Here is a 21,058-nt window from a genome sequence, read left to right as displayed (position 1 = left end):
AGCCGACCGGAGGAACGCACATGACAATCATTCACACCGTCTCGCGGCGTACCAGCGACGCCCGGCGGCCGATCAGCCCGCTCGCGCCCGAGCCCCGCTACGACCGCGAACGTGTCGTGCGGTCCCGCCGGCCTGGGCCGGCCCGGCCGGCTGACCTGCGGACGCGCTACCGGGGCACCGGCGTCGCGATGTCGTCGGCACCGCATCGCCGGCGCCCCGTCCCGCTGGTGACCACGCTGGGGCTGGCCCTGCTCGCCGGAGTCATCACCCTGTGGCTGGGTCTGGTCGCAAACCTGGGCGAGGTGGCCAACGGCGACTCGGGCAACTCGGCCGCCGCCGCCGTGCCCGACAGGCTCGCCGTCGTGCGCGTCGAACCGGGCGAGTCGCTCCAGGACGTCGCTCACCGGGTCGCGCCCGACGCGCCGACCCGCCAGGTGACCGAGCGCATCCGCGAACTCAACGACCTGAATTCGCCAGCATTGTCGGCGGGCCAGACCCTCATCGCGCCGGTCGGCTGACGGCGGCGCCGAGCACCGCGAAAACCTCTCTACGCCAAGGCTGCTCAGTGCCCGTGACCAGCGGAACACCCATGTTGTGGCCATGTTGGCCCAGCGGGGGAGCGCACAGGTACGCTCGGGGTGTTCTGCGAGATTCCGGCACGGCAAAGGAGCGGTCATGCACTGTCCGTTCTGTCGTCACCCCGATTCCCGGGTAATCGACTCGCGGGAAACCGATGAAGGCCAAGCCATTCGGCGCCGACGCTCATGTCCCGAGTGCGGGCGACGCTTCTCAACGGTGGAAACCGCCGTTCTTGCCGTCGTGAAGCGCAGTGGCGTCACCGAGCCGTTCAGTCGAGAGAAGGTCATCAAGGGCGTCCGCCGCGCCTGTCAGGGCCGCCAAGTCGATGAGGACGCGCTGAATCTGCTGGCCCAGCAGGTGGAAGACACCGTGCGCGCCGCGGGGTCGCCGGAAATCCCCAGCCATGAGGTCGGCCTGGCCATCCTGGGGCCGTTGCGCGATCTCGACGAGGTCGCATACCTGCGATTCGCATCGGTATACCGGTCCTTCTCGTCAGCCGACGATTTCGAACGCGAGATCGAGGCGCTGCGCGAACACCGCAAGGTATCGACCCCGACCTGACGGTCCCGGCGTGCGGCCCGGGCCGAAACGGACTGCGGGCTAGGCTGTTTTCATGCTCCCGGAGTTGCATCCAGATCTCGAGGCACTGGCGCCGTTGCTGGGCACGTGGGCCGGTCGAGGTGCCGGCAAGTACCCGACGATCCAGCCCTTCGAGTATCTCGAGGAAGTCGTATTTTCCCATGTGGGAAAGCCGTTTTTGGCCTACGCGCAAAAGACCAAGTCGGTCGCCGATGGCAGACCCCTGCACGCCGAGACAGGGTATTTCCGCGTGCCCGCGCCGGGCCGGGTCGAGCTGGTGCTCGCTCATCCGAATGGCATCACCGAAATCGAGGTTGGCAGCTACACGGTGACCGGTGACCTCATCGAAATCGATTTGGCCACAACGTCAATCGGCTTGACGCCGACCGCCAAAGAGGTGACGGCGCTCGGCCGAACCTTCCGCATCGATGGCGACCAGCTGTCTTACTCAATGCGCATGGCTGCGGTCGGGCAACCCCTGCAGGACCACCTCGACGCGGCGTTGCACCGCAAGGCCTGAACTTCAATTCAGTTGTCTCACACCGTCGTTCACGACGCGACCGGCTACCTGGACCCAGCCCTGGGCACTCCAGGTGGTCTCGAGCATCGATCCCTTGCCCTGTGTGATGTGCAGGTCGCGGCCCAGATGCTCGGTTATCCGTATCGCCGCGGACCCGGTCGCCTCGTCTTCGGTGACGCCGAGATTCGCGGCGAACATTCGAGACCGCAACGACCCGGCGGACTCATCGATCCACGCCCACAGGTAGTGCGCGGCATCGTCGGGAAATTCGGCGGGGTCGGCCGCGAGAAGGTCACTGACTGAATCAAATTCGCGGTACGCAAGCTCAGGGCCCCACTGCCCGCGTGCGCTGACACCGGTGAGATCGCCTTGGTAACTCACCTCGACGATGCCAGCCGGCACCGCAAGCGTGTGGATCGGGGTTCCCCTCTCGCGCAGCCACCACGACACCCCGACGGTCGGGTGGCCGGCGAAGGGAAGTTCGGTTCGTGGAGTGTAGATGTGGGCGTCCGCAGTCATTGAGCCGGCGTCGGGCAGGGTGACGAATATCGTTTCGCTGTAGCCTAATTCGGTGGCCAGCTGTTGACGTTCAGCCGGATCGACCTGCGAGGCGTCGACCACGCCGAGCGGATTTCCGTAGTTCCCGTCTGGATCGGTGAATACCCGCAGCACCGTGACATCGATACCCATGACCCGACTGTACGACCCGGGTCAACGGAATTATCAGGTAGCGCTGCGCTCGTCGGAACCCATGGCGTTGAGCACCGCGACGCGGGTGTCGGCCGGGCCGGTGACCGTCCGTTCGCCACCGCCGCTGCGTAGCAACGCACGAAGCGCCGTCTGATCGTATTCGGCGGGCGCGGTGGAGTCGATGAAGCGCTGGACCACATCGATGAATCGAGCCGGGTCGTCGTGGAACGGAAAGTGACCTGAGCCCTGGAAGATCTCGAGGCGCGAGCCCGGCATGGCGGCGTGCGCCATCCGGGCGTGCCGGACCGGGACCACGACATCCTTGGTGCCCCAAACGATCTGCACCGGCATGGCTTCGGTCAGGTAGCACCGATCCAGGAAGGTGACGATCTGGCCACGCCAGTCGACCACCGCCCGCAGCGTCCGGCTGAAGGCCGACGAGGCCGTCGGCTCCGGCAGATCGTCCAGGATGCGCAACACGTTCGGCAGGTCACGGCCCAGGCCGGTCGATCCGATCGCCAGGCCCGCGACTCGCCCGGCCATTTGTACCGCAGGCAGCACCAACGGCAGTCGCAGGAGTGCCAGGGCCTCGGTGCCCATCGGCAGCGAGGCCAGCCGGAAGACGACGTTGACGTCCTTGGTGACGCCTCCCGCGGCGACCAGGATCACTCGTTCAACCAGATGCGGGAACTGGTAGGCGAATTGCATAGCCACCCCACCGCCAAGCGAGTGACCAATGATCGTCACTCGCTCGATGTCGAGCACGGAAAGCAAGTCGCGCATTCCGTTGGCGTAGGCAGCGACCGAGTAATCGGCGCGCGGCTTGTCGGACCGCCCATGGCCGAGCAGGTCGGGAGCGATGACCGTATAGCGCTGAGCGAGCTTCGCCTGCACGGTATTCCAGGTGGTGGAGTTGTCACCGATGCCGTGGATGAGCAGGATCGCCGGCCCGGACCCGGCGATGCGGTACGCCCGCTTGTAACCGTGAATGGTGCGGAATTGCAGTGTGGGGGTAGTCACTTCGCGCACCGGGCGAAGATCGGTCTTGCGCTTCCGCTCGGTCATCTCCCCAACCTTGTTGTCGGGCCAGCTCAGAGGGTTTAAGCCAGGTCGTCGTCGTCGCGCTTCTTCTCCGCCTGCTGGGCCAGGAATCGCTCGAATTCTGCGCCGAGTTCGTCACCACTGGGCAAGTCCTCGTCGCGGCTTAGTAACGACCTGTTCTCCTGAGCGTCGATGAAGGCATCGTACTGGCGCTCGAGTGCGGTCACCACTTGAGCGACCTCGGCGCTCGCCTCGACCTGCTCGTCGATCTTGGCCCGGATCTCGGCGGCGGCTTGGGTCAGCGCCGACAGCGGCAGCTCGAGCGACGCGGTCTTGGCGACCTGCTCGAGCAATGCCTGCGCGGCGGCCGGATAGTCGGTCTGCGTCAGGTAATGCGGAACATGCACGGTGAACCCGACGACCTCGTGACCGTGCTGGCCCATCCGGTATTCCAGCAGGTTGGATGCGCTGCCGGGGACCTGGATCTCCGAGATCCAAGGCTGGAAGTCGGCAATCAGGTCCTTGTTGTTGGAGTGCGCGGTCAATGTGATCGGCCGCGTGTGCGGAACTGCCATCGGCACGGTGCCCAGACCGATGGTCTGCCGCACGGCGAGCCGCTCGGCCAGCAGGCGAACCGCGGTGATGAAACGCTCCCACTTCAGGTCCGGTTCCAATCCCGCCAGCAACAGAAACGGGGTGCCGGCGCTGTCACGCAGTGCGTACAGGCTGAGCTCCGGGTCGTCGTATTTGGTGAAGTGATCGGTCTTGAAGGTCATCAGCGGCCGCCGCGAGCGGTAATCCAGCAATTCGTCAATCGCGAAAGATGCGACCAGTTCGGCGTCGAGTACCGCTTTCAGGTGGCTGGCAGCCAGCCGTATGGCGTGACCGGCATCGGAGAAACCCTCCAAAGCGTGGACCAACACCGGGCCGCGGCCATCGGACGTCACCAGATGGGGCGCCGGGAATTCGAGTTCGTACATGCCGGATTGCCCTGGCTGGTAGTACTCGTCGTCAGGGTCCTGGTGGTGGGCCATAGGGGTTTCCTCCTCTCGGGGGTGTCTCCAGAGTGCCCTAGCCAGTGTCCCCCAATTCAACGGGCACCAATAATCGAAACGCAGTGGGGCTCAAATGTAATTCGTCTTTCACAGATTGCCTGTTCCAGGCCTGTTCGAGCGCGTTGGCCAGCAAATCTCGCGGCGCAGCCAACGCGTTGAATTCAGCCGGTGGGGGTGTGGTCGGGCATGATAGGAGCCGATGCGGATCCCAATGCTGTTGCTGTGCGGCCTGCTGACGCTGATGGCGTCGTGCACCCGGCCGCCCGCTCATGCCTCCCCAACCACCGCGCCGCCGGCGCGCTCGGGAGGGTCGGCACAGCACCTCGGTCAATTCGAGCAGGGCGCGGTCGCGGGTCCGGTGGAACCGGACCGCCGGGTGGGCGCGATCTTCCTGGACGGCGGCAGCCAGCACGTGTGCACCGGCTCGGTGCTGCACTCCGCGGGCGGCAACCTGGTGCTGACCGCCGCCCACTGTCTGGCGGGGGCCACCCAGTTCAGCTTTGCGCCCGGCATGGCCGGTGACGGGCCGCCGGCCGACGTCTGGACGGCCGACAACGTCTACTTGGATCCACGTTGGCTGGCCAGCAAGGATCCGCACGCGGATTACGCCATCGCGCGGGTCAGCAGCGACCACGCCGGCTCAGTGGAGTCGCACGCCGGATTGGCGCTGACACTGGGCACCGCACCGCCGCCGGGCAGTCACGTCACCGTGGTGGGTTATCCCACCGGCGTCGGCGGATCGCCGATCGGATGTCAGGGCCGCACCGCGGTCACCGACGGGGGCTTTCCCTCGCTGATCTGCGACGGGCTGGTCAACGGCACCAGCGGCGCGCCGTGGGTCAGCGGGACCACGGTGATCGGGGTGATCGGTGGTTTCGAGCGTGGCGGGTGCGCCGAGAACGTCTCCTACTCAGCGCCGTTCGACCAACACATCTCCCAGCTCCTGGCCCGCGCCGAAGCCGGCGGCCCTGGCGATCCGGTGCCGGTCGATTTAGACGACCCCTGCTAGGGCCGACCGCAGCCGATCACCGGCGGAACTGGTTGAGCGCCCGCACCTTGTTCATCACGTCGAGCGCGGCCACCTTGTAGGCCTCGGAGAACGTCGGGTAGTTGAACACCGCGTCGACCAGGTACTCGACGGTGCCACCACACCCCATCACGGCCTGACCGATGTGCACCATCTCGGTGGCGCTGGTGCCGAAGATGTGGACTCCGAGCAGCTTGAGGTCGTCGGTGGACACCAGCAGTTTGAGCATGCCGTAGGAGTCGCCGGCGATCTGGCCGCGGGCCAGTTCGCGGTACCGGGCCACGCCTACCTCGTAGGGGATCGAGTCCTTGGTCAATTCCACCTCGGTGGCGCCGACGTAGGAGATCTCCGGGATCGAGTAGATGCCGATCGGCTGGAGGTCGGTGATGCCGTCGCACGCCTCGCCGAACGCGTGGTACGCGGCGAGCCGGCCCTGCTCCATCGACGTCGCGGCCAGGGCGGGGAAGCCGATGACGTCGCCGACCGCGTAGATGTGTTCGACCTTGGTCCTGAACTTGTCGTCGACCCAGATCCGCCCGCGGCCCTCGACCTCGAGGCCCGCGTTGTGCAGGTCGAGGTGATCGGTCTGACCCTGGCGTCCCGCCGAATACATCACCGTATCGGCAGGAATCTGCTTTCCGCTGGCCAGCGTGGTGATGGTGCCGGCGGCGCCGACGTCGACGGCGGTCACCTCCTCGCCGAACCGGAAGGTCACCGCCAGGTCGCGCAGGTGGAACTTCAGCGCCTCGACGATCTCCGAGTCGCAGAAGTCCAGGATGTCACTGCGCTTTTCCACGACGGTCACCTTGGTGCCCAACGCGGCGAACATCGAGGCGTACTCGATGCCGATCACACCGGCGCCCACCACGACCATCGAGGCGGGCAGCGTCTTGAGGTCAAGGATCCCGTCGGAGTCGAGCACCCGGTCCTCGTCGAACTCGACTCCGGACGGTCGTGCCGGCCTGGTGCCGGTGGCAACGACGATGTACTTGCCGCTGATGGTCAGCTTTTCGCGGCGGGAGGGGTCTTCGACCTCGACGGTGTGGGGGTCGACGAATCGGGCGTGTCCGATCAGCAGGTCGACGCGGTTGCGCATCAACTGGTTTCGCACCACGTCGACTTCCTTGCCGATCACGTGCTGCGTGCGGGCCAGCAGATCGGCCGGGGTGATCTTTTCCTTCACCCGGTAGCTCGCGCCGTACAATTCGCGCTGACTCATCCCGGTGAGGTAAAGAACCGCCTCGCGCAACGTCTTTGACGGAATGGTGCCCGTCTGGACACACACGCCCCCGAGCATTTGGCCGCGCTCGACGATTGCCACGGACTTGCCCAGCTTCGCCGAGGCGATCGCGGCCTTCTGACCCCCAGGCCCCGAACCGATCACGACGATGTCGTATTCCTGCATCGAACCCATGAGTAGACGATAAGGCCCACAGTCGAGACTTTCTCCACAAGAGGACGCGGGATCGCAGATGCGCGAACGCGGCCTGACGGTGGCGCCCGTCAGCGTGGGGTCTCATGACGACGTATTCGCCTGACTTCGAACTGAATCACCCGGCAGCGCTGATCGCAGCGCTACCGGCTGTTCTCGGCTTCGTTCCGGAAAATTCATTGGTCCTGGTGTCGTTGGGGGACGGTGAATTGGGGGCGGTGATGCGCGTTGACCTCTCTGATGACCTCATCGACCGCGTTGACCACCTCGTTGAGATTGCCGCCGCGGCCGCGCCCGAGGCCATGATTGCCGTGATCGTGGACGCCGATGGTGCGCACTGCCCGCAGTGCAACTCCGAATACCGGCAACTTTGCGCTGTGCTCTCAAAGGCGTTGGCGCAGAATGATATTGAGCTGTGGGCGGCGCACGTGGTCGACCGTGTCGCGGTCGGCGGCCGCTGGCATTGCGTGGACGGCTGCGGGTCGGGCGGCGCGGTCGACGACCCCTCGGCGTCGCCCTTGGCCGCCGCGGCGGTGCTGCAGGGGCGGCGGCTCTACCCACGCCGCGCCGACCTGCAGGCGGTCATCGCGCCCGACGACCTGTCGCGCAGCGCCGCGGTGGTCGCCGCGGCCTCCCAGCATGCGGCCCGGCGTGCGGTCGCGCATCGGGAAGATCCGTTGGCGTGCGGGCGCCGCGACGTGGAAGACGCGATGGCCGCCGCAGCGCGCGTGGCACGCGGCCAATCGGTGTCCGACGCCGAGGTCGCCGCGCTGGGCTGCGCACTGCGCGACGTGCAGGTGCGGGACACGCTCTACGCGCTGGCCGTCAGCGAAAAAGCCGGTGAGGCAGAGACTTTGTGGGCACTGCTGGCGCGCACGCTGCCCGCGCCGTGGCGGGTCGAGGCGCTGGTGCTACTCGCCTTCAGCGCCTACGTGCGTGGCGATGGGCCGCTGGCCGGGGTGTCGCTGGAAGCCGCGCTGCGCTGCGAGCCGGACCATCGGATGGCGGGCATGCTCGACACGGCGTTGCAGTCCGGCCTGCGGCCCGAGCAGATCCGCGAACTCGCCATCACCGGATACCGAATGGCCAAGCGGCTCGGGGTACGGCTACCGCCGCGGCGGGCCTCTGGCCGATGTGCCGGGTAGCGGGGTTAGACCTTCTCGACCTTGACGGCATGCGCCATTTCGTGCGGCAGCGTGACGTTCTCGTGCCCCGGGATCAGGATGGTCACCCCGGCGCCCGCGGGACTGGTTTCGACGATCACGCGCGCGTTGGGGACGACGCCTGCGTCCTTGAGCCGGGTGATCAGGTCGATGTCGCCCTGCACGTGCTCGGTGAGCTGGCGGACGACCACCGCGACCGGTGATCCCGACGGCAATTCGGTCAGGCGGACCAGGTTGGCGTCGTCGGCACCGGAATCCGGGCCCACACCCAGATCCAGCAGACCGGGAATCGGGTTGCCGAATGGAGACGTCGTCGGGTGGTTGAGCACCTTGACCAGCCGCCGCTCGACTTCCTCGCTCATCACGTGTTCCCACCGGCACGCCTCGGCGTGTACTTCCTCCCACGGCACCCCGATGACGTCGACGAGCAGCCGCTCGGCGAGGCGGTGTTTGCGCATCACGGAGACAGCCAGCGCCCGGCCCTTGTCGGTGAGCTCGAGGTGTCGGTCCCCGGCCACATGGAGCAACCCGTCGCGCTCCATCCGGGACACGGTCTGGCTGACGGTCGGCCCACTCTGGTCGAGCCGTTCGGCGATACGAGCCCGAAGCGGCGTCACACCCTCTTCTTCGAGGTCGTAGATGGTCCGCAGGTACATCTCGGTGGTATCAACCAGGTCGTTCATCCAGCACCCTCCATTGACGCTGAGTCTACTTGGCGGTCCGCCGAAATGCGTTTGACGCTCCCTAAGCAAGCAGTATGCCCGCCGCGTCTGCGGCGGGCATACAGCTACCCGATTACCTGGAAGCGCTCATCGGCGCCGCCGGTGTGTCAACTCGCGTACGACCGCAACCGATCGGCCCGCTCGCCGTTGCGCAGCTTGCACATCACGTCGCGCTCGATCTGACGAACCCGCTCGCGGGACAGACCGAACAGCTTGCCGATCTGGTCGAGGGTGCGGGGCTGCCCGTCGTCCAGGCCGAACCGCAGCCGGATCACCTGATGCTCACGCTCGTCGAGAGTGGCCAGCACGCTGCGGATGTCGGTGTGCAACAACTCGGCGATCACCGCGTTCTCGGCGGACATCGCTTCGGCGTCCTCGATGAAATCGCCCAGCGGGGCTTCCTCTTCGGAGCCGACCGGCATGTCCAGGCTCACCGGGTCGCGGCTGTGCTCGAGCAGGTCGTTGATCTTCTCGACCGGAATGCCGGATTCGGCGGCCAGTTCCTCGTCGGTGGCTTCACGCCCCAGGTTCTGGTGCATCTCCCGCTTGATCCGCGCCAGCTTGTTGACCTGCTCGACGAGATGAACCGGAAGCCGGATGGTGCGGCTCTGGTCCGCCATGCCCCGGGTGATGGCCTGGCGGATCCACCAGGTGGCATACGTGGAGAACTTGAATCCCTTTGTGTAGTCGAACTTCTCCATCGCGCGGATCAAGCCGAGGTTGCCCTCTTGGATCAGATCCAGCAACGGCATCCCGCGTCCCGTGTAGCGCTTGGCCAGCGAGACCACTAGGCGCAGGTTGGCTTCCAGCAGATGACGTCGCGCTGCCTCACCGTCGCGTGCCACGGCCGCCAACTCACGTTTGCGGTTCTCGCCGAGGCGCTTACGAGTTGCGAGTAGGTGATCGGCGTAGAGGCCCGCCTCGATGCGCTTGGCAAGTTCAACTTCCCCCGCGGCGTTGAGCAACGCCGTTTTACCGATCCCGTTGAGATATACGCGCACTAGGTCCGCTGCGGGGCTTTGAGCATCTAGATCGCCGTCAAATCTGCTCGTGGTGGCGTTCGCCATAGCGACCTCCCGATTGGCTTGTAGCTGTCATGGTGTTAAACGACAAATCAGCCCAGAGAGTTCCCACCAAGCCGCCATCTCACACGGCTTGACGTGCAGAAATGTGGCGAAGACCTGAGAATGTCCTGAGAAGTGGAGTCGAACGGACGGCTAGTCGGAACCGTCGTCGGTCCCGAAGCCCCGCGCGTCGTGGTGTGGCTCCACATGACGCCGAGCCTCAATCGCGGGCCGCTCGGCCGTCGGGAACAGCGGAGTGCGCCGGCGGTCGTCGTCGAACCGCCGAGGCTCGTCAGAGCGGCGCGGTGGGCGGTCGTTGGCGATCAGCACGGCCATCCACGGCAGGGGCAGCGACACCGCGAGGATCGCCAGCGAAATCAGGCCGTTGTGCCAGAGACCGTAGGCGACGGCGGCCAGGATCAGCGCGGGAATCCGGAACGACATCAGCGTCAGGTACTTACGGACCCGGGCGCGGTGCTGCTCGTCGTAGGACGGTTCGGCAGCCGTGATGAGCACGGGGGTGCCGTTGTCATCGAACCCCAGACCGGAGCCGCGCTTCATCTCTCCACTGTCCCACACGTGATCGATTCCGGCTCAGCCGGTTTTGCGGCGACCATGCACAATATGAGATATGCAGACCCAGACGATCGAGCGCACCGAGACCGACGAACGCGTCGACGACGGGACCGGCAGCGACACCCCTAAGTTTTTCCACTACGTCAAGAAGGACAAGATCGCCGAGAGCGCGGTGATGGGCAGCCATGTTGTGGCGTTGTGCGGCGAGGTCTTTCCCGTCACGCGGGCGGCGAAGCCGGGCTCACCGGTCTGCCCGGACTGCAAGCAGATCTACGAGAATCTCAAGAAGGGCTGATCAGGCCGGCGGCTCTGCGGCCGCGACCTCGCGCTGCTGCGTGACGGGATTGGTCGTCACGGGATTCTGCAGCGACTCCATCGTCTTGCGCAACGCAGGGGAGCGCGACATCAGCCAATTGCGCAGCCGGTGGGCGTGCGTCCTGGGCGCGGGAAATTCTTCCTGAATGGCGGCGTTGAGTTCGGCGCCGATCATGATTGCGAAACCGGCGAAGAAGGCGAACAACAAAAAGGCGATCGGTGTGGACAGCGCGCCGTACGTGTAGCCGGTGCTGGTGATCCACCCCAAGTAGATACGCAGGCCCACCGTCGCGACGACGAAGACGGCGGTAGCCAGGACGGCGCCGTAAATCAGCCGATGCGTCGGCAGGGGCTCGGGCAGCGCGACCCGGTACAAGAGCATGACCCCGACCATCAACGCCAGGATCAGTGCCGGGTAATAGCCGTAGTGCAGCACGTTGGCCAGCGCGTACGGAATGTGCTCGGACACCTTGCGCGGCCCCATCACCACGATCGGCGCGCTCACCACCGCGACGACCAGCATCACGATGTACAGAAACAGAGCGAAGAATCGCTGACGTACCGGGTGGCGCAGCGGCGTCTGGTCGTGCGCCTCGACGACGGAATCGACGAATGCCGAGATTGCTGACGATCCCGCCCACAGCGAGATCAGGAAGCCCAAGGACACCACCTCACCGCGAGCGTGGGCGGTGATGTCGCGGATCGTCGGCTCGATGATTTCGTTCACCACGCTGCGGGAGAACAAACTGTGCGCCGCCGAGATCGCGCTGTGCACGATGTTGGGCAGCGCATCCGGACCGAACAGCGGGGCGACATAAGCCAGCGCGCCGAGCAGCCCCAGCAACAGCGGCGGCGTCGACAGCGCCGACCAAAAACCGGCCTGTGCCGATTCAGCGAAGATCGAGTCGTCCCAGCTTTTTGAAAGAGTCCTTAATGCAATTCGCCGGATGTGGTGACGGGACGGCTTTGCGGCCACCTGATCGCTCATAGGGGACCAGCATTACCGATGACAACTCGCACACCCACATTGTGGACTGCGCGAGTTGGACACACCTAGCTTCCGCTGACCTCCAGCACGGCGGCGAGCTCAGTCAGCTTCGCTTCGTGCTCGTTGGCGTGATGCTGGCAGAAGAGAAGCTCAGCTCCGGAAGGCAGCTTGGCGCGGACGCGAGCTGCAGCACCGCAGCGGTCGCAACGATCAAATCGAGTCAGCTCAGGACTGGTCAAAGTTGCGTTCATTGGCTTCTCCCTCTCGTGCATTCACTCTCTCAGACGTATACGGTTTTCGCGTTGTTCCCCGATCGTTATCGGGTGTGTCGTTTCTCACGAGTTTTTCGCTACCGGCAAACGGCCGGCCTGGGGATCGCCGAACGTCGTTCTGGAAGGCTCTTCCACGTGACCCCCGCTCCTGCCGTTCTGGTGCACATGTGTGCAATTGGTGAATGGTCTAATGCCCAAAATTTGGGTTTCATACACCCAGATACCTCCGCCGATGTCGATTTCGTTCACCTGTCGACGCCCGGGCAGGTGCATCTGCCGGCGAACCGGATCTACCGCGGTCGCCAAGACTTGGTCCTGTTGCACATCGATCCGGCGTTGCTGGACTCGCCGATTCGCTGGGAGCCCGGAGTGCCGACGGATCCCGAGTCGATGGTGTTTCCGCATCTGTACGGGCCGCTGCCGGTGACCGCCGTGACCCGGGTGGATGCCTATCGCCCCGGTCCGGACGGCACCTTCGCGCCACTCGCGGGATCTCAGGACGCTACGTAGGCGTCAGCTTCGATTTCCACCATCAGCTCGGGTGCGATCAGCGCCGCGACTTCCACCATGGTGGCTACCGGGCGGATGTCTCCGAACACTTCGGCATGCACGGCCCCGACTTCGCGCCAGCGAGAAATGTCGGTCACGAAGATCCGGGTACGGATCACGTCGGCCAGGGTTGCGCCAGCCTCGTGCAGCGCAATTTCAATGCGGCGCAACGCATCCCGTGTTTGCGCGGCGATGTCGCCGGTGGGCCCGTTGCCGGTCGTGCCGGCCACCGCCACATGTGCGCCGATACGCACCGCGCGCGAGTAACCGACCGTGGATTCGAAATCGGATCCAGAGGAGACGAGCGTGCGCTTGGCTGTCATGCGGTCACCGTAGCGTTAGCGGGCGGCCGCGATGGCACGATCGCGAAACATGTTGCAAGACAGATCATTCAGGTTCGGCGGATACGGAAGAAGAGCAGGGCGACCAAGGCGAGTCCCAGCATCAATTCACACCAGAAGTAGGACAAGAAGTCGGCGAGCGCGCCAAGGGCCGGGGAGTTGGGCATCGCATTGCGCAGGGCCGTAAAGGAAAACAGCAGAACACCGAACAGTGAGATCAGCGGAACGTCGATCACGGCGTCAGTCAGGATCAACTTCGCCGTGAGCCACAGCGCGAGGATCGTGACCGTCCACATGAGCAGCATGATGAAAACCGCGAACATCCATGTCGTGGGCCCGCGTGACACGTTGATCGTCAAGTCGTTGCCGCCGTTGGGCTCTCGCATGGGTTGGGCAACGTCGACGCTGTAGCCATGCAGCGACCCGCCGATGACCAACGCCGAGGGGATGGGGGCGCCGTCGCCGGTGAGGACGCGAACACCGAGAAGCGCGGTGTAGCGGTCGAACGGGTACTGGCTGATATCGCCGCCCTCGAGCGCGACGGGAAGCGTCCTCGGCGTCATCACTCCGCCGGCGGCGAACGATTCGTCGACGAGGCCGGCGCCGCCGACCGCGACGACCCGAATGCGTTGGGCCAGAAAGATTCCGTCCTGCGCGAAGCGACCTCTCGGCTCGAAGTCGAGCCGAACCACCAGCTGGGGATCGCCGGGATTCATCTTTTCCAGGTTGGCGTGGATCCGGACTCCGTCGGTCAAGCCCGCATCGCCCGAGACGCCCGACGCGTGGCCCTCGTCCTCGAACGAGACCGCGGCGGTAACGACCAGGCCGATGAACACGAGGACGGCCAGCAGCAGGAGGGGACGTCGGGGGCGCGCCGGCGAACTGGGTTTGACACCCACGCCGACGGCCACGCCCAAACCCTAGAGGACTGGACCCGCCCGGGCATGCCCACAGTTGAACGACGGCTGAACAGCTCGGATCTAGTCGAGGTAGTCGCGCAGCACCTGCGAGCGGCTCGGGTGGCGCAGCTTCGACATCGTCTTCGACTCGATCTGGCGGATGCGCTCACGGGTCACGCCGTACACCTGACCGATCTCGTCAAGGGTGCGGGGCTGGCCGTCGGTGAGACCGAAGCGCAGCCGTACTACGCCCGCTTCGCGCTCCGAGAGTGTCTCGAGCACCGACTGCAGCTGGTCCTGCAGCAAGGTGAACGACACCGCGTCAACGGCCACCACCGCTTCGCTGTCTTCGATGAAGTCGCCGAGCTGGCTGTCGCCCTCGTCGCCGATGGTCTGGTCCAGCGAGATGGGTTCACGGGCGTACTGCTGGATTTCCAGCACCTTCTCCGGCGTGATGTCCATTTCCTTGGCCAGCTCCTCAGGCGTGGGCTCGCGGCCCAGATCCTGCAGCAGCTCGCGCTGAATGCGGCCCAGCTTGTTGATCACCTCGACCATGTGCACCGGGATACGGATGGTGCGGGCCTGGTCGGCCATGGCGCGGGTGATGGCCTGGCGGATCCACCACGTCGCGTACGTGGAGAACTTGTAACCCTTGGTGTAGTCGAACTTTTCGACCGCGCGGATCAGACCCAGGTTGCCTTCCTGGATCAGGTCGAGGAACGCCATGCCGCGGCCCGTGTAGCGCTTGGCCAGCGAAACCACCAACCGCAGGTTCGCTTCCAGCAGATGGTTTTTCGCGCGGTCGCCGTCGCGGCAGATCCACATCATGTCGCGGCGCTGGGCGGCGGGCAGTTTGTCGCCGCGCTCCGCGTGCTCGGTCATCAGCTGGGTGGCGTAGAGGCCGGCTTCGATGCGCTTGGCGAGCTCGACCTCTTCCTCCGCGTTGAGCAGCGCCACCTTGCCGATCTGCTTGAGGTAGGCGCGAACCGAGTCCGCGGATGCGGTGAGTTCGGCGTCCTTGCGGGCTTGCCGCAGCGCTTCGGATTCGTCCTCGTCCCACACGAAATCGCCGGAGGCCTTGTCCTTTTCGGAAGGCTCGGGGATGTCTTCTTCCTCGTCCGCGGGTGCCTTGGCGGCGGCCTTGGCGACCGGGGCGACCTCGGCGTCGTCGCCGTCGGCCGGTTCGATCGTCACTTCGGCTTCGACCTCGACGTCCTCGAGGTCATCGAGGCTCAGGTCGGCCTCGATGTCGAGGTCTTCGACGACCACAGCTTCGAGGTCTGGTTCGCCGTCGAGGTCCTCGGCGACGCTGTCGGCGTCAAGGGGCTCGGACTCGGCATCGCCCTTGGCCCCGGCTTTGGCGCCACGGGTCGACGGCGCCTTCGCGTCGGCGCTCTTGGCCGCGGTGCGGCTCTTCTTTGCGGTGCCGCCGTCCTCGATCTCCTCCGGCGCCGACGCGGTCGCGCGGGGCGCCGACTTGGCGGGGCGCTTTGCGGGCGCGGAGCCGTTGGTGACCTTTGCCGCCGGGCGCTTCGCGGGAGACTTGGTGGCGGTGCGCTTCACCGGCTCATCGGTCGCCGGGCTGGTCCTGATCGCTGCCACTTAGACCCCTTCGGTCGGACGCACTCTCGGTGGGTTTGGGCATGGTTAACCGAAAGTGTCTGCTATGTCGAATGTCGGCGTTGAGATCAGCGTGAACCCTCGCACGCTATCAGTCGGGCCGTCGCCGTGACCCATTGTAACGACAGTGGGCGCTGGTACCGCCCTAGCGGCGAAAATTCAGCGCGTTACGTCCCCGATCGAGGCCATCGCCGCGCCGACGATCCCGGCGGTATTCAGCAACGTGGCGGGCACCACCGGGGTGCGGTTTTTGAGCAGCGGCACCCATTTGTCGGACTTTCGGCTGATGCCTCCGCCCGCGATGAACAGGTCGGGCCACAGGGCGTTCTCGATGGCGATCAGCACCCTGGTCACCTGCTTCGTCCACTTCTCGTAGCTCCAGTCCTTCTTTTCCTTGACCGACGATGCCGCCCGCTGCTCGGCTTCTTTGCCGCCCACCTCGAGGTGGCCGAACTCGGTGTTGGGGATCAGCTTGCCGTTGTGAATCAGAGCGGACCCGATCCCGGTTCCGAACGTCAGCAGCACCACCACCCCGGAGTTGTCTTGGCCGGCCCCGAACCGTACTTCGGCGAGCCCGGCCGCGTCGGCGTCGTTGAGCACGGTGACCTGCTGGCCGTCCAGCTCGGCGGCGATGACGTCGCGCGCATTGGTTCCGATCCAGGCCTTGTCCACGTTGGCCGCCGTCTGGACGATGCCGTGGTTGACGACGCCCGGATAGGTCACCCCGAGCGGACCGTCCCAGCCGAATTCGTTGACCACCTTCGCGATGGTCTTGGCCACGGCCGACGGCGTGGCGGGTTTCGGGGTCAGCAGCTTGTACCGGTCGCCGATCAGCGCCCCGGTGTCCAAGTCGACGATTCCGCCCTTGATGCCGCTGCCGCCGACGTCGATGCCGAATCCGCGACGCTGCGGTCCAGAAGCTGAGTCCGTGCTGGTCATGAATCTCCTCGGCGAGATTTTGGCTGACCCTCACCTTAGCGGGCGACTGGGCGGGTGAGCGCTCGTTGGGGCCCCGCGCGTTCGGGGTGGCCGCGTGGCCGGGCCGGCCTCCGAAGCCGCTGCGGCTGTGATGCGATAGAGCGGTGACGCGACCGGACAGAGAGCCCGCGCGGCTGCGCTCAGTAGCCGAAACGCTGGCCGCCGAGGCGGCCGACTTCGTGCGGCGTCGCCGTACCGAGGTGTTCGACGCCGGTGTTGCCGACAGTGGCGCGGTCCGATCGAAGAGCACACCGACCGATCCCGTGACGGTCGTCGACACTGAGACGGAACGGCTGTTGCGCGATCGGTTGGCTGAATTGCGGCCCGGCGACCCGATTCTCGGAGAAGAGGGGGGCGGGCCCGCCGACCCGGCGGCCACCCCCGCCGACGCGGTCACCTGGGTGCTGGACCCCGTCGACGGCACCGTGAATTTCGTCTACGGCATACCGGCCTACGCGGTATCAATCGGCGCGCAGGTGAACGGTGTGTCGGTGGCGGGCGCAGTCGCCGACGTGGTGGCCGGCCGGCTGTATTCGGCCGCGGTCGGGCTGGGAGCCCATGTCACCGACGAGGACGGCCGCAACGCGCTGCACTGCGCTGAGGTCGATCATTTGTCAATGGCGTTGCTGGGCACCGGTTTTGGATACTCGCCCAGCCGTCGTGCCCGCCAAGCGGAGCTGCTGGCGCGGTTGCTACCGGTGGTTCGCGACGTGCGCCGCATCGGTTCTGCGGCGCTGGATCTGTGCATGGTCGCGGAGGGCAGGCTGGACGCCTACTACGAACACGGCCTGCAGGTGTGGGATCGCGCGGCGGGTGCGCTCATCGCGGCCGAGGCCGGCGCCCGGGTGGTGCTGCCGGCGCCGGAAGTGCCGGCGGTCAGTGCCGGGTTGGTCGTCGCCGCCGCACCCGGGATCGCCGACCAATTGCTGGCCGCACTGCGGGAATTCGACGGCCTGGACCCGATCCTGGACTGAATCAGCAGCTGCTGGAGTGAATCTTGGTCAGCAGCGTGGGATCCGACGGCTCGTTGGCGCCGGGGCGCAGAGTGGCCAGCACGGCGTCGATGTCGTCGTTGTGGGCCAGCGCGCTGAATTCGGTGCCCAGGACGAGATCGACGGAATCGTCGGCGCGATTGTCGTTGAACAGTTCGGTGCACGGCGCGACCAGCCACACCGCGGCGGCGGTGGCTTGCCCGGCCGTCCCGAACCGGATCTGCCCTTGGCAGGTCAGCCGCGTGCCCGCGTAGATCGGGTCGTTCGCCGCGGTCGGCTGGGCGAAACCCAGATCCTTCATCGCGCCGGCGACGTCGCCGGCCTGCCCGCCGCGGCCGCTGGCGTTGAGGACGCGGACCTTGGTGTCGGCGAGTTTGGCGGGCGAGACGTCAGACATCGCGGATCGCGACATCTGCTCGCCGAGCTGGGCCGGGGCCGCCCCGGCCTGCTGCGGCGGCGGGTTGCAGGCTTCGGCCTCGCGCACCTTCGCCGGCCGCGTCAACGCGACAACCCACACCACGGCGGTCAGCACCACCAGAAACACCAGCACGAAAATGGCGGGCCGGGGATTGCGTCGCCGGAAAGGCCGACCGTGTTTGTCGAAGGCCGTACCCTCGGTGATTTGCGCGACCACACGTGCACTCTAGACGTCCGTCAAACCCGCTGTTTAGAGCTGTGCGGCGGGTCCAGAGGCGCACTGTGACGTAAATCACAACTCATCCGACGGCGATCCGGGCACGAATCATTTGGTGGATGCGTTCGACGCTGGTACAAAGCGTTGCTTGAGGTAACGCAGGCATGTGAGGGGATAGGACGATGCCTACCGACTATGACGCTCCACGGCGCACCGAGACCGACGACGTCTCGGAAGACTCGCTGGAGGAGCTGAAGGCACGACGGAACGAAGCGGCATCGGCGGTTGTCGACGTCGACGAATCCGAGACCGCCGAGTCTTTCGAGCTGCCTGGTGCTGACTTGTCCGGCGAAGAGCTGTCGGTTCGCGTTATCCCGAAGCAGGCTGACGAGTTCACCTGCTCGAGCTGCTTTCTGGTGCAACACCGCAGCCGTCTCGCCAGCGAGAAGAACGGCGTGATGATCTGTACAGACTGCGCGGCCTGAAAGCTACGCTCAGCTTGTCAGGGCGGACAGCACCCGCTGCGGGTGACGGCAGCTCACCAGCCAGTACGGCGTCGGGTCGTCTGGGTCGTCGAGGACGAGCAGAATCATCGGTCCGACCCAGCCTCGGTGCAGGACGTAGGCCGCCGGGTCGAGCTGGCGGCCCAGTGCCGCTGACTTCGCCGATCGCGCGATTTCGGCGAATCGGGCGATCACGGTGACCGGCAAGTGTGCGTTCCCGGCCCAGAGTTCGACCCCGCCGTCGCTCGCTCTCACCTGGATCTCCACCCGGCCCAACCACAACAGCGCCCCGGCCGCCACCGCGAACAGCACGGCAAACGGCAGCCAGTCGGGAAGGCTCTTGACACCCAGGTTGACTTCGAACGAGATCAGCGCCGCCAGCGCGAACGCCAGCGGCCACCACCACCATGGCACCCAAAGTCGTTCGCGATATCGCACGTGGTGCGGCGCGACGCGCGTATCTGACACGCGGTCAAGGGTAGTCTGTGGCCCCGTGTCGACCAGTCTGGCCATTGTCCGCCTTGACCCCGAACTTCCTCTGCCCAGCCGTGCTCACGACGGCGACGCCGGAGTGGACCTTTACAGCGCCGAAGACGTGAGGCTGGACCCCGGGCAACGGGCTCTGGTGCGAACGGGTGTCGCGGTCGCCATCCCGTTCGGGATGGTCGGATTGGTGCACCCGCGTTCGGGATTGGCTGCGCGCGTAGGGCTTTCGATCGTCAACAGTCCGGGTACCATCGATGCGGGCTACCGCGGCGAGATCAAGGTGTCCCTGATCAATCTCGACCCTGCTGAGCCGATCGTGCTGCATCGCGGCGACCGCATAGCTCAGTTGCTGGTGCAGCGGGTCGAGTTAGTCGAGCTGGTCGAGGCCTCGTCGTTCGACGAGGCGGGGCTGGCCGAAACATCCCGTGGCGACGGTGGTCACGGGTCCTCCGGCGGACATGCGAGTTTGTGATGGCATTTGGTAAACGCTCCGGCAACGACGAAGACAGCCCCGCCGGCGACGACCCGGTCGAGGCGCGGGCTGTGCCCGAGCAAAGCCTCGAGGATTCCGGCGAGCTCGAGGGGCCGTTCGACATCGATGACTTCGACGACCCCGCGGTCGCCGAACTGGCCCGGCTCGACCTGGGCTCCGTCCTCATTCCGATGCCGGAGGCAGGCCAGCTGCAGGTCGAGCTGACCGAGACCGGTGTCCCCAGCGCCGTCTGGGTCGTCACGCCCAACGGCCGTTTCACCATCGCCGCCTACGCGGCCCCCAAGACCGGCGGGCTGTGGCGCGAGGTGGCCAGCGAGCTCGCCGAGTCACTCCGCAAGGACGAGGCCCAGGTCAGCATCAAGGACGGGCCGTGGGGCCGCGAAGTGGTCGGCACCGCCTCCGGCGTGGTGCGTTTCATCGGGGTCGACGGCTACCGCTGGATGATCCGCTGCGTCATCAACGGCCCGCAGGAGACCATGGAGGCGCTCGAACAGGAAGCGCGGGGGGCGTTGACGGACACCGTGGTTCGCCGGGGCGAAACGCCGCTGCCGGTGCGGACGCCGTTACCGGTGCAGCTGCCCGAGCCGATGGCCGAGCAGCTGCGCGACGCTGCGGCGGCCCAGCAGGCCCAGGAGCAAGGCGAGGAGCAACAGCCACCCGCCGAGCCCGCCGCACGCCGCAGCGTGGACGGCTCGGCCATGCAGCAGCTGCGTACCACCACCGGCGGCTAGGCCGGGTTGCGGCTACCTCCGATATCGCCGAGCGCGGCCAGGCACGCCGCGCCCAGCGCCGCGGTGTCGGCTCCGATCTGATCCAGCGTCACCGTGCGCAGGGCCGCGCGCGGGGCGGCGCCGACCCAGTCCACGCCGACCTGCAGTGGGTGAATCGGATCGTCAACAGCGGAGACGACCGCCAGCGGCGCGACCAGCCGGCTCAGCTCCGCGTAGCTCGGCGCGACGTAGGCCGCCGCTTCGTCCATCGCGTCCGGCAAATCCGGCCACTGGGCGCGCCACGACCGGGTCAACTCCTCGGCCAGCCAGGGCGGGCTGGAGGCTCGCATCTGTGCGGTCGTCGCGGCCAAACCGTCGGCGCGTAGCTGGGACGCCGAATAGCGCGCCGCGAGCGCTGCCGGTGCCGATCCGGGCGCTCCGGCCCAGGCGGGCAGCGCGGCCAGCACGGCGACCGCGCGATCGGGATGCGCCAGCGCCCAGGCCGCCGCGACGGCGGCTCCGATCGAGACACCGCCGACGCAGATGGGGCCGTCGCGCGCGGCGTCGTCCAGGGCGGACCGGTAGCCGTCGATCAAGCGGTGCGGGTCGGGCGGGGGAGTGAGCGGCACGGCACCGACGCTTGCGAGCGGGCCGGAAAATGCGCGATCAACGTAGTCGTCGTCGGATCCGGTTCCGGGCAGCAACACCGTTGCGACACCGCGCAGATCGACAATCACTCCCCGATATTGCCCGGCGATTGCCGGACTCCAAAATTTCGTCTGCCTCAATTGGCATCAGGGAACTTTCGGGTTTACCGTGTCCGTTGGCAT

27 protein-coding genes are annotated in these 21,058 nt (G+C 66.3%); 11 read left to right on the top strand and 16 right to left on the bottom strand.

The genetic code is table 11. The annotated features are described in order from the left end of the window. The first annotated feature begins 20 nt into the window (after positions 1-20). From MNAB215_RS28195 to MNAB215_RS28185, 3 genes are all read left to right on the top strand, one after another. The gene (locus MNAB215_RS28195) at positions 21-518 is read left to right on the top strand and encodes a LysM peptidoglycan-binding domain-containing protein (protein WP_077081687.1); all 498 of its coding nucleotides are present in this window, start codon (positions 21-23) and stop codon (positions 516-518) included. Positions 519-675: 157 nt separating this feature from the next. Then, the gene (gene nrdR, locus MNAB215_RS28190; protein WP_077081686.1) at positions 676-1,140 is read left to right on the top strand and encodes a transcriptional regulator NrdR; all 465 of its coding nucleotides are present in this window, start codon (positions 676-678) and stop codon (positions 1,138-1,140) included. A gap of 52 nt (positions 1,141-1,192) precedes the next feature. Next, positions 1,193-1,678, top strand: a complete 486-nt coding sequence (locus tag MNAB215_RS28185; protein ID WP_077081685.1) for a peroxynitrite isomerase — start codon at positions 1,193-1,195, stop codon at positions 1,676-1,678. A 3-nt stretch (positions 1,679-1,681) separates the two neighbouring features. Here the strand turns inward: MNAB215_RS28185 and MNAB215_RS28180 are convergent, their stop codons facing one another. From MNAB215_RS28180 to MNAB215_RS28170, 3 genes are read right to left on the bottom strand one after another with little or no spacing between them, the layout of a single operon-like run. Further along, entirely contained in the window at positions 1,682-2,368 is a 687-nt protein-coding gene (locus tag MNAB215_RS28180; RefSeq protein WP_077081684.1) for a PhzF family phenazine biosynthesis protein, read from the bottom strand. A gap of 33 nt (positions 2,369-2,401) precedes the next feature. After that, positions 2,402-3,433: an alpha/beta fold hydrolase gene (locus MNAB215_RS28175; protein ID WP_077081683.1), complete on the bottom strand. Its 1,032-nt coding sequence runs from the start codon at positions 3,431-3,433 to the stop codon at positions 2,402-2,404. A gap of 35 nt (positions 3,434-3,468) precedes the next feature. Beyond that, positions 3,469-4,443, bottom strand: coding sequence for a proteasome assembly chaperone family protein (locus MNAB215_RS28170; protein WP_077081682.1), 975 nt, complete (start codon positions 4,441-4,443; stop codon positions 3,469-3,471). Positions 4,444-4,663: 220 nt separating this feature from the next. Between MNAB215_RS28170 and MNAB215_RS28165 the strand changes: the two genes are divergently transcribed. Further along, positions 4,664-5,473 (top strand): trypsin-like serine peptidase, encoded by an 810-nt coding sequence (locus MNAB215_RS28165; protein WP_077081681.1) that lies wholly within the window; start codon positions 4,664-4,666, stop codon positions 5,471-5,473. A gap of 16 nt (positions 5,474-5,489) precedes the next feature. On the opposite strand, the gene sthA is transcribed toward MNAB215_RS28165, so the two are convergent. Then, the gene (gene sthA / locus MNAB215_RS28160; RefSeq protein ID WP_108637818.1) at positions 5,490-6,896 is read right to left on the bottom strand and encodes a Si-specific NAD(P)(+) transhydrogenase; all 1,407 of its coding nucleotides are present in this window, start codon (positions 6,894-6,896) and stop codon (positions 5,490-5,492) included. 113 nt (positions 6,897-7,009) lie between these two features. Here sthA and MNAB215_RS28155 point away from each other — a divergent pair, with 113 nt between their 5' ends. Next, a complete protein-coding gene (locus tag MNAB215_RS28155) occupies positions 7,010-8,068 on the top strand; it encodes a DUF4192 domain-containing protein (RefSeq protein ID WP_077081679.1) in 1,059 nt (352 codons plus the stop codon). Between the two features lie 5 nt (positions 8,069-8,073). Here MNAB215_RS28155 and MNAB215_RS28150 read toward each other — a convergent pair whose 3' ends face one another. The 3 genes from MNAB215_RS28150 to MNAB215_RS28140 all read right to left on the bottom strand — a co-directional run bounded on the left by MNAB215_RS28150 (position 8,074) and on the right by MNAB215_RS28140 (position 10,451). Further along, entirely contained in the window at positions 8,074-8,769 is a 696-nt protein-coding gene (locus tag MNAB215_RS28150; RefSeq protein WP_077081678.1) for an iron-dependent transcriptional repressor DtxR, read from the bottom strand. Positions 8,770-8,915: 146 nt separating this feature from the next. Beyond that, positions 8,916-9,875 carry a sigma-70 family RNA polymerase sigma factor SigB gene (sigB, locus tag MNAB215_RS28145; RefSeq protein ID WP_077081677.1) on the bottom strand — a complete coding sequence of 320 codons (960 nt, stop codon included), beginning with the start codon at positions 9,873-9,875 and terminating at the stop codon, positions 8,916-8,918. A 150-nt stretch (positions 9,876-10,025) separates the two neighbouring features. Then, the gene (locus tag MNAB215_RS28140) at positions 10,026-10,451 is read right to left on the bottom strand and encodes a DUF3099 domain-containing protein (RefSeq protein WP_077081676.1); all 426 of its coding nucleotides are present in this window, start codon (positions 10,449-10,451) and stop codon (positions 10,026-10,028) included. Between the two features lie 52 nt (positions 10,452-10,503). Here MNAB215_RS28140 and MNAB215_RS28135 point away from each other — a divergent pair, with 52 nt between their 5' ends. After that, the gene (locus MNAB215_RS28135) at positions 10,504-10,743 is read left to right on the top strand and encodes a DUF3039 domain-containing protein (protein WP_077081675.1); all 240 of its coding nucleotides are present in this window, start codon (positions 10,504-10,506) and stop codon (positions 10,741-10,743) included. Here the strand turns inward: MNAB215_RS28135 and MNAB215_RS28130 are convergent, their stop codons facing one another. Further along, positions 10,744-11,751 (bottom strand): YihY/virulence factor BrkB family protein, encoded by a 1,008-nt coding sequence (locus MNAB215_RS28130; RefSeq protein ID WP_077081674.1) that lies wholly within the window; start codon positions 11,749-11,751, stop codon positions 10,744-10,746. 65 nt (positions 11,752-11,816) lie between these two features. Further along, complete coding sequence (locus MNAB215_RS28125; protein WP_077081673.1) at positions 11,817-12,002, bottom strand: DUF7455 domain-containing protein; 186 nt, start codon at positions 12,000-12,002, stop codon at positions 11,817-11,819. Positions 12,003-12,188: 186 nt separating this feature from the next. On the opposite strand from MNAB215_RS28125, the gene MNAB215_RS28120 reads away from it, so the two are divergent. Beyond that, positions 12,189-12,533 (top strand): DUF952 domain-containing protein, encoded by a 345-nt coding sequence (locus tag MNAB215_RS28120; protein ID WP_083746376.1) that lies wholly within the window; start codon positions 12,189-12,191, stop codon positions 12,531-12,533. Here the strand turns inward: MNAB215_RS28120 and MNAB215_RS28115 are convergent. From MNAB215_RS28115 to ppgK, 4 genes are all read right to left on the bottom strand, one after another. After that, the gene (locus MNAB215_RS28115; RefSeq protein ID WP_077081671.1) at positions 12,518-12,895 is read right to left on the bottom strand and encodes a RidA family protein; all 378 of its coding nucleotides are present in this window, start codon (positions 12,893-12,895) and stop codon (positions 12,518-12,520) included. The genes MNAB215_RS28120 and MNAB215_RS28115 overlap by 16 nt on opposite strands. 68 nt (positions 12,896-12,963) lie before the next feature. Then, the gene (locus MNAB215_RS28110; RefSeq protein ID WP_077081670.1) at positions 12,964-13,824 is read right to left on the bottom strand and encodes a DUF4436 family protein; all 861 of its coding nucleotides are present in this window, start codon (positions 13,822-13,824) and stop codon (positions 12,964-12,966) included. A 69-nt stretch (positions 13,825-13,893) separates the two neighbouring features. Then, the gene (locus MNAB215_RS28105; RefSeq protein WP_108637725.1) at positions 13,894-15,414 is read right to left on the bottom strand and encodes an RNA polymerase sigma factor; all 1,521 of its coding nucleotides are present in this window, start codon (positions 15,412-15,414) and stop codon (positions 13,894-13,896) included. A gap of 177 nt (positions 15,415-15,591) precedes the next feature. Continuing rightward, positions 15,592-16,371, bottom strand: coding sequence for a polyphosphate--glucose phosphotransferase (gene ppgK / locus MNAB215_RS28100; RefSeq protein ID WP_077081669.1), 780 nt, complete (start codon positions 16,369-16,371; stop codon positions 15,592-15,594). A 143-nt stretch (positions 16,372-16,514) separates the two neighbouring features. On the opposite strand from ppgK, the gene MNAB215_RS28095 reads away from it, so the two are divergent. Continuing rightward, positions 16,515-17,384 (top strand): inositol monophosphatase family protein, encoded by an 870-nt coding sequence (locus MNAB215_RS28095; protein ID WP_077081668.1) that lies wholly within the window; start codon positions 16,515-16,517, stop codon positions 17,382-17,384. Between the two features lies 1 nt (position 17,385). On the opposite strand, the gene cei is transcribed toward MNAB215_RS28095, so the two are convergent. After that, positions 17,386-18,036, bottom strand: a complete 651-nt coding sequence (cei, locus tag MNAB215_RS28090; protein ID WP_077081667.1) for an envelope integrity protein Cei — start codon at positions 18,034-18,036, stop codon at positions 17,386-17,388. A gap of 182 nt (positions 18,037-18,218) precedes the next feature. Here cei and MNAB215_RS28085 point away from each other — a divergent pair, with 182 nt between their 5' ends. Next, entirely contained in the window at positions 18,219-18,521 is a 303-nt protein-coding gene (locus tag MNAB215_RS28085; RefSeq protein WP_067115263.1) for a DUF4193 domain-containing protein, read from the top strand. A gap of 9 nt (positions 18,522-18,530) precedes the next feature. Here MNAB215_RS28085 and MNAB215_RS28080 read toward each other — a convergent pair whose 3' ends face one another. Further along, positions 18,531-19,007 (bottom strand): DUF3093 domain-containing protein, encoded by a 477-nt coding sequence (locus MNAB215_RS28080; RefSeq protein ID WP_077081666.1) that lies wholly within the window; start codon positions 19,005-19,007, stop codon positions 18,531-18,533. Between the two features lie 25 nt (positions 19,008-19,032). Between MNAB215_RS28080 and dut the strand changes: the two genes are divergently transcribed. Then, the gene (gene dut, locus MNAB215_RS28075) at positions 19,033-19,497 is read left to right on the top strand and encodes a dUTP diphosphatase (protein WP_077081665.1); all 465 of its coding nucleotides are present in this window, start codon (positions 19,033-19,035) and stop codon (positions 19,495-19,497) included. Further along, positions 19,494-20,249, top strand: a complete 756-nt coding sequence (locus MNAB215_RS28070; protein WP_077081664.1) for a DUF3710 domain-containing protein — start codon at positions 19,494-19,496, stop codon at positions 20,247-20,249. The genes dut and MNAB215_RS28070 overlap by 4 nt, the downstream gene beginning before the upstream one ends. Here the strand turns inward: MNAB215_RS28070 and MNAB215_RS28065 are convergent. Then, positions 20,246-20,965 carry an alpha/beta fold hydrolase gene (locus MNAB215_RS28065; RefSeq protein ID WP_245830418.1) on the bottom strand — a complete coding sequence of 240 codons (720 nt, stop codon included), beginning with the start codon at positions 20,963-20,965 and terminating at the stop codon, positions 20,246-20,248. The genes MNAB215_RS28070 and MNAB215_RS28065 overlap by 4 nt on opposite strands. Positions 20,966-21,058 lie beyond the last annotated feature (93 nt).

It is taken from the genome of Mycobacterium numidiamassiliense (assembly GCF_900157365.1).
In the GTDB taxonomy this organism is placed as follows: Bacteria; Actinomycetota; Actinomycetes; order Mycobacteriales; family Mycobacteriaceae; genus Mycobacterium; species Mycobacterium numidiamassiliense.
Note: the sequence above shows the minus strand (reverse complement) of the source record. Positions and strands in the feature narration are given on the sequence as shown.